Source organism: Neisseria sp. P0001.S005, assembly GCF_051963715.1.
Window position 1 is genome coordinate 1 of the sequence record NZ_JBQCTZ010000149.1, and the last position, 8,304, is coordinate 8,304.

The 8,304-nt window shown below is 43.0% G+C and carries 8 protein-coding genes; 4 read left to right on the forward strand and 4 right to left on the reverse strand.

Features of this window, described 5'->3' with window-relative positions; translation table 11 throughout:
- The 3 genes from ACTHSP_RS14865 to ACTHSP_RS14875 all read left to right on the forward strand — a co-directional run.
- Nucleotides 1-1,074: YadA family autotransporter adhesin (locus tag ACTHSP_RS14865; protein ID WP_440346350.1), on the forward strand; the 1,074-nt coding region annotated here is incomplete at its 5' end.
- 78 nt (nucleotides 1,075-1,152) lie between these two features.
- Nucleotides 1,153-2,730 (forward strand): hypothetical protein, encoded by a 1,578-nt coding sequence (locus ACTHSP_RS14870; protein WP_003684686.1) that lies wholly within the window; start codon nucleotides 1,153-1,155, stop codon nucleotides 2,728-2,730.
- A gap of 14 nt (nucleotides 2,731-2,744) precedes the next feature.
- Nucleotides 2,745-4,676, forward strand: a complete 1,932-nt coding sequence (locus ACTHSP_RS14875) for a UDP-glucose:protein N-beta-glucosyltransferase (protein ID WP_003684688.1) — start codon at nucleotides 2,745-2,747, stop codon at nucleotides 4,674-4,676.
- A 199-nt stretch (nucleotides 4,677-4,875) separates the two neighbouring features.
- On the opposite strand, the gene ACTHSP_RS14880 is transcribed toward ACTHSP_RS14875, so the two are convergent.
- Nucleotides 4,876-5,118, reverse strand: a complete 243-nt coding sequence (locus ACTHSP_RS14880) for a hypothetical protein (protein ID WP_440346351.1) — start codon at nucleotides 5,116-5,118, stop codon at nucleotides 4,876-4,878.
- Nucleotides 5,119-5,138: 20 nt separating this feature from the next.
- Nucleotides 5,139-6,611 (reverse strand): pyruvate kinase, encoded by a 1,473-nt coding sequence (gene pyk / locus ACTHSP_RS14885; RefSeq protein ID WP_308187482.1) that lies wholly within the window; start codon nucleotides 6,609-6,611, stop codon nucleotides 5,139-5,141.
- A 213-nt stretch (nucleotides 6,612-6,824) separates the two neighbouring features.
- On the opposite strand from pyk, the gene ACTHSP_RS14890 reads away from it, so the two are divergent.
- Nucleotides 6,825-7,328 carry a hypothetical protein gene (locus tag ACTHSP_RS14890; protein WP_003684697.1) on the forward strand — a complete coding sequence of 168 codons (504 nt, stop codon included), beginning with the start codon at nucleotides 6,825-6,827 and terminating at the stop codon, nucleotides 7,326-7,328.
- A 65-nt stretch (nucleotides 7,329-7,393) separates the two neighbouring features.
- On the opposite strand, the gene ACTHSP_RS14895 is transcribed toward ACTHSP_RS14890, so the two are convergent.
- Nucleotides 7,394-7,522, reverse strand: a complete 129-nt coding sequence (locus ACTHSP_RS14895; protein WP_440346352.1) for a hypothetical protein — start codon at nucleotides 7,520-7,522, stop codon at nucleotides 7,394-7,396.
- A 23-nt stretch (nucleotides 7,523-7,545) separates the two neighbouring features.
- A partial coding sequence (locus tag ACTHSP_RS14900; protein WP_440346353.1) for a GNAT family N-acetyltransferase occupies nucleotides 7,546-8,304 on the reverse strand: 759 nt, incomplete at its 5' end.

An 8,304-nucleotide genomic window follows, 5' to 3' on the forward strand; every position in this document is an offset into this window, starting at 1 on the left:
GCAGATGCTAAAGCAGTAGCAGCAGATACCAAAGCTGATGGTGCGGTAGCGAAAGCGGAAGCAGCAGATGCTAAAGCTGTAGCGGCAGCAGACGCAGCGAAAGCAGCAGATGCTAAAGCAGTAGCGGCAGATACCAAAGCCGGTAAAGCGGCAGAAGCGGCTCAAGCAGCAGATGCTAAAGCTGTAGCAGCAGATACCAAAGCTGATGGTGCGGTAGCGAAAGCTGAAGCGGCAGATGCTAAAGCGGTAGCGGCAGATGCTAAAGCTGATGGTGCGGTAGCGAAAGCTGAAGCGGCAGATGCTAAAGCGGTAGCGGCAGATGCTAAAGCAGTAGCGGCAGATATCAAAGCCGGTAAAGCGGCAACAGATGCAGCTAATGCATTGACTACAGCAAATGGCATTGATGGCAAAGTGTCAAAAGCGCTTCAAGCTGTTGATAAAGGTTGGACTTTACAGACTGAACCTGGAACAGAAACCACCATCAACGCAGCAAATAATGTTGTTAGATTTAAAGCAGGCGATAATATTAAGATCAGTCAAACTGGTGGCAATATCACTGTAGCATTAACTAATGACATTAACGTAACTAAAGTGACTGCAGGAACTGTAGTTGCGGGCAACTTGACTGCGAAAAATGCAACCTTAGGTGGCGCTGGTCATACTGTTAAAGTTGAAAACGGTACAAACGTTGATATGGGCGGTAACCAAATCCACAATGTGGGAGATGGTGTTAAAGATTCTGATGCCGCAACTGTAGGTCAGTTGAATCGTGCATTAGATCAGGTCGCAGGAAGTCCGGCTAAGATCAATGAGTTAAACAACCGTGTAGATAAGATGAACAAGGAAATGCGTGGTTACGCTGCTAATGCAATGGCAGTAACAGCATTGCCTCAAGTTTATACTGCCGGTGACTCAATGATTAGTGCTGCTGTAGGTTCTCAAGGTGGTGCAGCTTCCGTTGCTGTGGGCTACTCACGCGCATCGGATAACGGAAAAGTTGTTATCAAATTGAATATGGCAGCAAGCAGCAGTGGCGAAAAAGGCGTTGCGGCAGGTGTTGGTTACAAATGGTAATCAATAGCTAATTGTAAACGCTAATCTAAATAAAATCGTGAGAGTGTAAGCTCTCACGATTTTTATCAGGTTTTTCTTATGGAAAATACACAAACTTCTTTTGAAACTACTGAAAAAATGACCGCACTTTTGTTATGCGATCCTACTTTTTTGAGTAATTTTGATAAAAATTACATAGCCAATTTAAACAAAATAAACTGGACGCCGGAAATGGGAGAGCCTCATCAATTACATGGGCTGCCTTCCAATCATTTCGATATTATTTTGGTTGATGAAACTTACAGTCTTAATTACAGCAGTTTTATTTGCTGTCTGAGGGTTTTGAAGAATAACGGTATTATTGTAATGCCGAAAAAGTGTCATCTCCAATTTGATAAATTCAAGAAAAGAGTGGCTGAGTTTGTAGAAATCTTTCCCTCTTCGGATGAGATCCCAATCTTAATACTTTCGAAAGTGGTTCAGAATAAAAGCTATGAGGTATATGAACAAGAACTTTCTTATTTTTTAGAAACTAGAGCATTTGATATGGCACTGCAATGGATTGATAAAATGGAAATATTATCTCCCTTTGCCATAGAGCCTATTATGTACCGTTGCAATATTTATCAAACCTTAGGATTAGTTGAAGGGGTTGAAGCAAGTTGGGCTTCTTTTCAACAACGCTTTAATCATCAAGGTATTGAAATATATAAGGCATTGTCTGTTATCACGGCTGGAGATTATTGCAAAGGTTTTAAAATGCGCCAACCTTTGGTGTCTGATGCACGTAGAACCAAAACTCCCCCTAAAGCTGTACATCAAATAAAAAAATGGCAAGGGCAAAATTTATTGGGAAAACATTTTGTTATTTGGACTGAATTCGGTCTGGGTGATGAGTTGATGTTTGCTCAATTAGCTTATGCACTAAAAAAACAACTTAATGTAAGAAAAATCACACTCATTGCACAAACTCCCGTTGTGAAATTATTGAAGAGTCATCTGGATATTGATGTCGTGATTGATAGTAAAAAGATCGATCTTGAGCTGGATGATAGTTTTGATTATTGGAGTTTTCCACATGATATCATGGCATATATTGATCTTCCTTTTTATCAAATTGTGAAGCGTCATCCTTATCTTTTTATCGATCAGCAAAGTATTGATAATGCAAAAAAGAAAATTTCACAAATGCCTGATAAATTGAATATTGGGATTGTTTGGCGAGGAAATCCCACCCATGAAAATGATGCTTTTCGTTCTATTCACCAACCTGAACTTTTAAGACTCTTATTTGATATAGAAGGGGCTAATTGGTATTGCTTACAGAAAGAATGCAATCTTGAAGAAAAAAAATTATTAGCTGAATATCAGATTCCAAATTTAGCCAAAAATGCAAAAACCTTATGGGAAACAGCTACTTATTTAGTTAATTTAGATTATCTTGTGACGGTGGATACATCAGTTGCGCATTTGGCCGGTGCTTTAGGAGTGAAAACATTGTTACTTTTGCCTTTTATTGGCGATTGGCGTTGGGGATATGGAAGTGGAAACAATTTATGGTATCCAAATATTACCTCTATTCGGATTGATAGTCTGACGTCATCGTTTGAAAAGGTTATTCATGAAGTAGGGATACACTTAAACGTATTAATACATAATCATTTAACACGTAATTAGCTATAGGAGCTAGGATGAATAAAAAAGCCACTGCTGAACAAGCTGAGGTGATTTCGCCGAATATTGAATTGTTAGAACAAGCGGTAGAACAAAAAGACTATGAACGAGCTTGTAGCATTTTATTAGCTATTTTAACTGAGCTAGATGACAATTTTGGGCTTTTAGGTCAGATTGAGTTTTCTTATCCTGAACAATATCAAGCGGAAACGCTTGATATGGATCTTGTCGTCTATTTTTGCCACAGAATGGCGAATGTCATTACAAAACTATTTACTGATCAAGAACTTACCATTTCAGATATCGGTATGCAGCGTTTTTTCTCATTCCAACGTTGGATGGCGATGATTTTTGCAAGCTCAAGTTATATTAATGCTGATCATATCTTACAGGTTTATAACAAAAATCCGGTTCCTGGCTCTTTGGAAGTTGAGCTTGAGTCTAATCGCGACTCCTTAGTGAAGTTTTGCATTATGTATTTTCCGGAGTCTAACCTAAATCTTAATTTAGATATGCTGTGGAATATTGCGCCTGATGTTTGTGCTTCACTTTGCTTTGCATTGCAATCAGGGCGCTTTATTGGTACGCCTGCTGCGTTTTCAAAGCGCGCTGCGATTTTACAATGGTTCCCTGAAAAGCTTGCCACATTATCTGATTTAAATTCTGTACCTAATAGTATTTGTCATGATGTGTATATGCATTGCAGCTATGATGTTGCACCAAATAAACATGATGTAAAAAAAGCCTTAAACACAGTGATTCGCCGAAATCATTTCTTATGTGGCTGGAAAGATCTTGATGTTTCTCAAATTGGTTATCGAGATGGAAAACCGGTAATGGTTGTTATCTTGGAACATTTCAACATGGCACACTCTATTTACCGAACTCACTCAACATCCATGATTGCTGCGCGTGAACATTTTTATTTAATTGGTATTGGGAGTGAGCGAATCGATGAACAGGGACGAGCTGTTTTTGATGAGTTCGTTTTATCTCCTCATGACGATCATATATATAGTAGAATGGGGCTTGTTCGTGATATTTGTGAAAAAAATCAAGCTGCAATCTTATATATGCCGTCTATTGGTATGGATTTGTTATCTATCTTCCTCAGCAATACCCGTGTTGCGCCAATTCAAGCCATTGCGTTAGGTCATCCGGCAACAACATATTCTGACTTCATTGAATATGTTGTGGTTGAAGATGATTATGTTGGCTCTGAAGATTGTTTTAGTGAGACTCTTTTACGTCTTCCAAAAGATGCGTTGCCTTATGTTCCATCAGCCTTTGCACCGACCAATGTGGAATATGTGTTACGTGAGAATCCGGCAGTTATCAATATTGGTATTGCAGCGACTACGATGAAATTAAATCCGTATTTCTTGGAAATATTAAGGATTATCAGAGATAAAGCAGCGGTGAAAATACATTTTCATTTTATGCTGGGACAATCATATGGTATTACGCATCCATATGTAGCTCGTTTTATTAAATCGTATTTAGGAGATGATGCGACGGCACATCAGCAAACGCCTTACCAAGAATATCTTGGCCTCATTAAGGATTGTGACATGATGTTAAATCCACTTCCGTTCGGCAATACTAATGGCATTATTGATATGGTCACCATGGGATTGGTAGGTATCTGTAAAACCGGAGCGGAAGTACACGAACACATTGATGAAGGTTTATTCCGTCGTTTAGGTTTGCCGGATTGGCTGATTGCAAATACGATTGATGAATATATTGAGCGCGCTATTCGTTTGGCTGAAAATCATGAAGAACGTTTAGCGTTGCGTCATCAAATTATCAAAAATAACGGGTTAAATACTTTATTCTCAGGTAATCCACGTCCAATGGGAGAGGTTTTCTTGAAGAAATTAAAAGCATGGGCGAAAAAGAACGGCGTGAAAATTAAGCCTAAAAGAAAAACTAAAAAGCCTGCCTAAGGTTTATTTTTAATAAAAATAGAGACCATATTTGCTTAGAAAATCTTGGTGTTTTATTAAATTTAAGTGCGGTTGAAATTCATCTTCTTTTTTAACCGCACTTTTTTATTCATCGTGGCAATCTTTTTTCATACTAACACCTAATAAAAAAGGCTTAACCTTCAGTGGGTTAAGCCTTTTTCTTTGGAATAAAAGAAGATTATTCTACTTTTAATTGTTTGCCGTCATAGCTCATTGTTTGAACAGATGTTAACGCTTTGCCGCCTTCTGTTTCACCGCCGATGAGCAATACTTTGTTGTCATAAGACACGGAAAATTTCAATAGGGATTTTAAGGTTTTTAATCGGTTAAATCTTTGTGTAACTGCTACATAATACCGGTTTTTTACATAACAAATATCCAAAATACAAAAAAGCAGGCTGAAGGCAGCCTGCTTTTCCACTTAGTAAAACATTGATTCGATTATTTGACTTGCAGCACTTCCAATGTGTTGGTCGAACCGGATTCACGCATTTTCGAGCCGCTGGTAATGATGTATTGGTCGCCAGAACACAGAATTTGGTGTTCGACCAACACAGCTTCCACTTCGTTCAGCGCAGTATCGTGGTCGGTACTGGTCGCCAAAATCATCGGACGCACGCCGCGATACATCGCCATGCGGCGTTGTGCGGAAATGCTCGGGGTCAGGGCGAAAATCGGCAAAGTGATGTTGTGGCGGCTGATTTCGAAGGCGGTTGAGCCGCTTTCGGTCAGGGCGACAATCGCTTTGGCGTGAACTGCGCGCGCTACGGTAACCGCGCCGCGGGCAATCGCCAAGTTGGTGCTGAGAGGATCTTGGAATTCAACTGGCTCGATAACGCCATTGAGGGAGTCCTGCTCTTTTTCGGCCGCCGCACAAATAACCGCCATTTGGCTGACCGTTTCAAACGGATACGCACCCACCGCAGTTTCAGCGGAACACATTACCGCATCGGTACCGTCCAATACCGCATTGGCCACGTCGCTCACTTCGGCACGGGTCGGTACGGGATTCGTAATCATGGATTCCATCATTTGGGTCGCGGTAATGCTGAAGCGGCGCAACTCACGGGCGCGGCGGATCATGCGTTTTTGCAGGGCAGGAACGGCGGCATGACCGACTTCCACTGCCAAGTCGCCGCGGGCAACCATAATACCGTCGCTGGCGAGGATGATTTCGTCTAGATTTTCAATGGCTTCTACGCGCTCGATTTTGGAAACCAAACCGGGACGTACGGCTGTACTGCCTTTCATTTCTTCCTCGACTTTGGCGCGTGCGATGTGCAGATCTTCAGCAGATTTCACAAAGCTGATGGCCAAGTAGTCGCAACCGATGGCAATCGCCGTTTTCAGGTCACGGAAGTCTTTTTCGGTCAACGCACCGGCAGACAGGCCGCCACCGCGTTTATTGATACCTTTATTACTTTTCAGCACATGGCTGTTTTCAACTCTTGTAATAATCCTACTTCCTTCAACCGCCTCAACAGTCAAGGTCAACAGGCCGTCATCCAGCCACAAAACATCACCGGCAACGACGTCATTCGGCAAATCACGGTAGTCCAAACCCACCGCTTCGCGTGTGCCTTCGCCTTCAAGCGCGGCATCCAAAATTAAAGTTTCATCTTTATTCAGCTCGATGCTGCCGCCGGCAATTTTGCCGACACGGATTTTCGGGCCTTGCAAGTCGGCAAGAATAGCCACTTCCTGACCTGCGCGTTTCGCGGCTTCGCGCACGATGCGGGCATTTTCTTCATGGAACTCAGGGGTACCGTGGCTGAAGTTAAAACGGATGACATTAAGACCGCCGACACGGATCATGTCTTCCAACAATTGCACATTGTTGCTGCCCGGACCCAATGTGGCGACAATTTTGGTATTGTGACTGATACGGGTTAAATCACGTTGCAATTCGCTCATGTAAACGTCCTTTCCTGTTGATTCCACGTTTGATAATGAAGAAGATTGTACTCTCAATGCAATAATGTTGGCGTAAAATTACATGATTTTCTGACTTAAACTAAATTTATTTTTGCATTAACCTACTTTTCTATCGGATACAATACACTCTCACGTCGTCATTTTTGATTTTCAGACGGCCTCCCTCATACTAATAGAATACTCAACTGATCCATGAAACGTTTTTTGACTCCGCTACCCATCGGCATCGTTTTGGCCGACCTAATCTACGGTTTCGTACTCAATGTCATGCAAGGCTTAAATTTGCAACAAACCGCCTCCAACCAATCCGGTACCATTTCCGTTACGCCCGACATTGCCTTCAACAGCCTGCAAATCGTCGCCAACGGCGGCATGGTCTGCATCATCGGCTTCGGTTTGATTGTTTTGTTCCAACTCAACCGCGCTGTATTACGCCAACAAATCCTGCCCATCGGCATTTTCCGAACCCTCGGCCTGTTGGCTGTTTTGGCATTCAGCATTTCGTCTTTGTGGGAATGGTTGCATGCCGCTTTGTCGCTGCTTTCCGGTCACAACGTTTTAAACTTCAGCAACCCGCGTTATCTGGTTACCGCAGCCTGCATGCCCATCATCGCTTTCTTGTGCATCTTGCGTCTGTACAATTGGTATCGCCTGCATCGGACTGTTGCCACTGACGACACCTCCACAACCCTCTAAGCAAGCTGCAAAAAGGCCGTCTGAAACAGGAAAACCTATTTCAGACGGCCTTGTCATTGTATATCTCAACGTTGATAGCTGGTTTCTACACCGGCCTTAATCTCACCATACATTTGCGAGCTGCCTTGTCCGCTGCCTGATGCGCAGGCCGCCAAGCTCAGTGTCAAAACAGCCACGGTCAAAATCTTCAACATTGAGTGTTCTCTTTCTACAAAAATTATTTCGGGTCGCAACGGAAATGGTAAGCGCAGATTTCAAATCCGTTTTTGAAGTAGAGACGATGGGCATCGGCACGGTCATGGTTCACATGGACATTCAGATGGATTTTGGTTGCCCCGGTTTCCGCACCGATTTTGCGTACTTCTTCCAACAAGCGAGAAGCATAGCCTTTTTGGCGGCATTGCGGCATGGTTACGAGATCATCAATATGGATATGGTAACCGCTGGCCAAGTTATGTGCAGTATGGAAACCGCATACGGCTACGGCATTTTGTTTGCCTTCTTCAAAAATACCCAGCAGACGGTAGCCGGTTTTGCGCTGATGCTCGTTGATTTGTTCGACAAAACGGTGAATATCGGTCAACGATGAACGCAGAATACTCAAGGCCGCAAAAGCAGTTGCAGTTTCTTCCGGCGGAATTTCGCGCAATACGCCGACCACTGGTGCGGCAGCTTGAGGCTCAGGCTGCGCATTGGCCGCTTCCGCACGCTCGGCGGCATGTTTTTCTTCAATCGCCTGCGCCAACAAAACGCGCTCAACCGGCACTTCACCCTGCTGTTTGCTCTCTTGCTCTTTGAGCAAGGCTTTGCAGTCAATCACGCGCAAATCATTATCCGCCGCAAAGTCCATCAAGAAACGGAACATTTGCGGATTGTCTTCTTCCAACTTTTTATCGACCGCCACACAACGGACATTGTCCACCAAAATCGGGCGCACCCAATTCGAATAGGAAAGGCGGTTGTCTTTAGTAAAGGA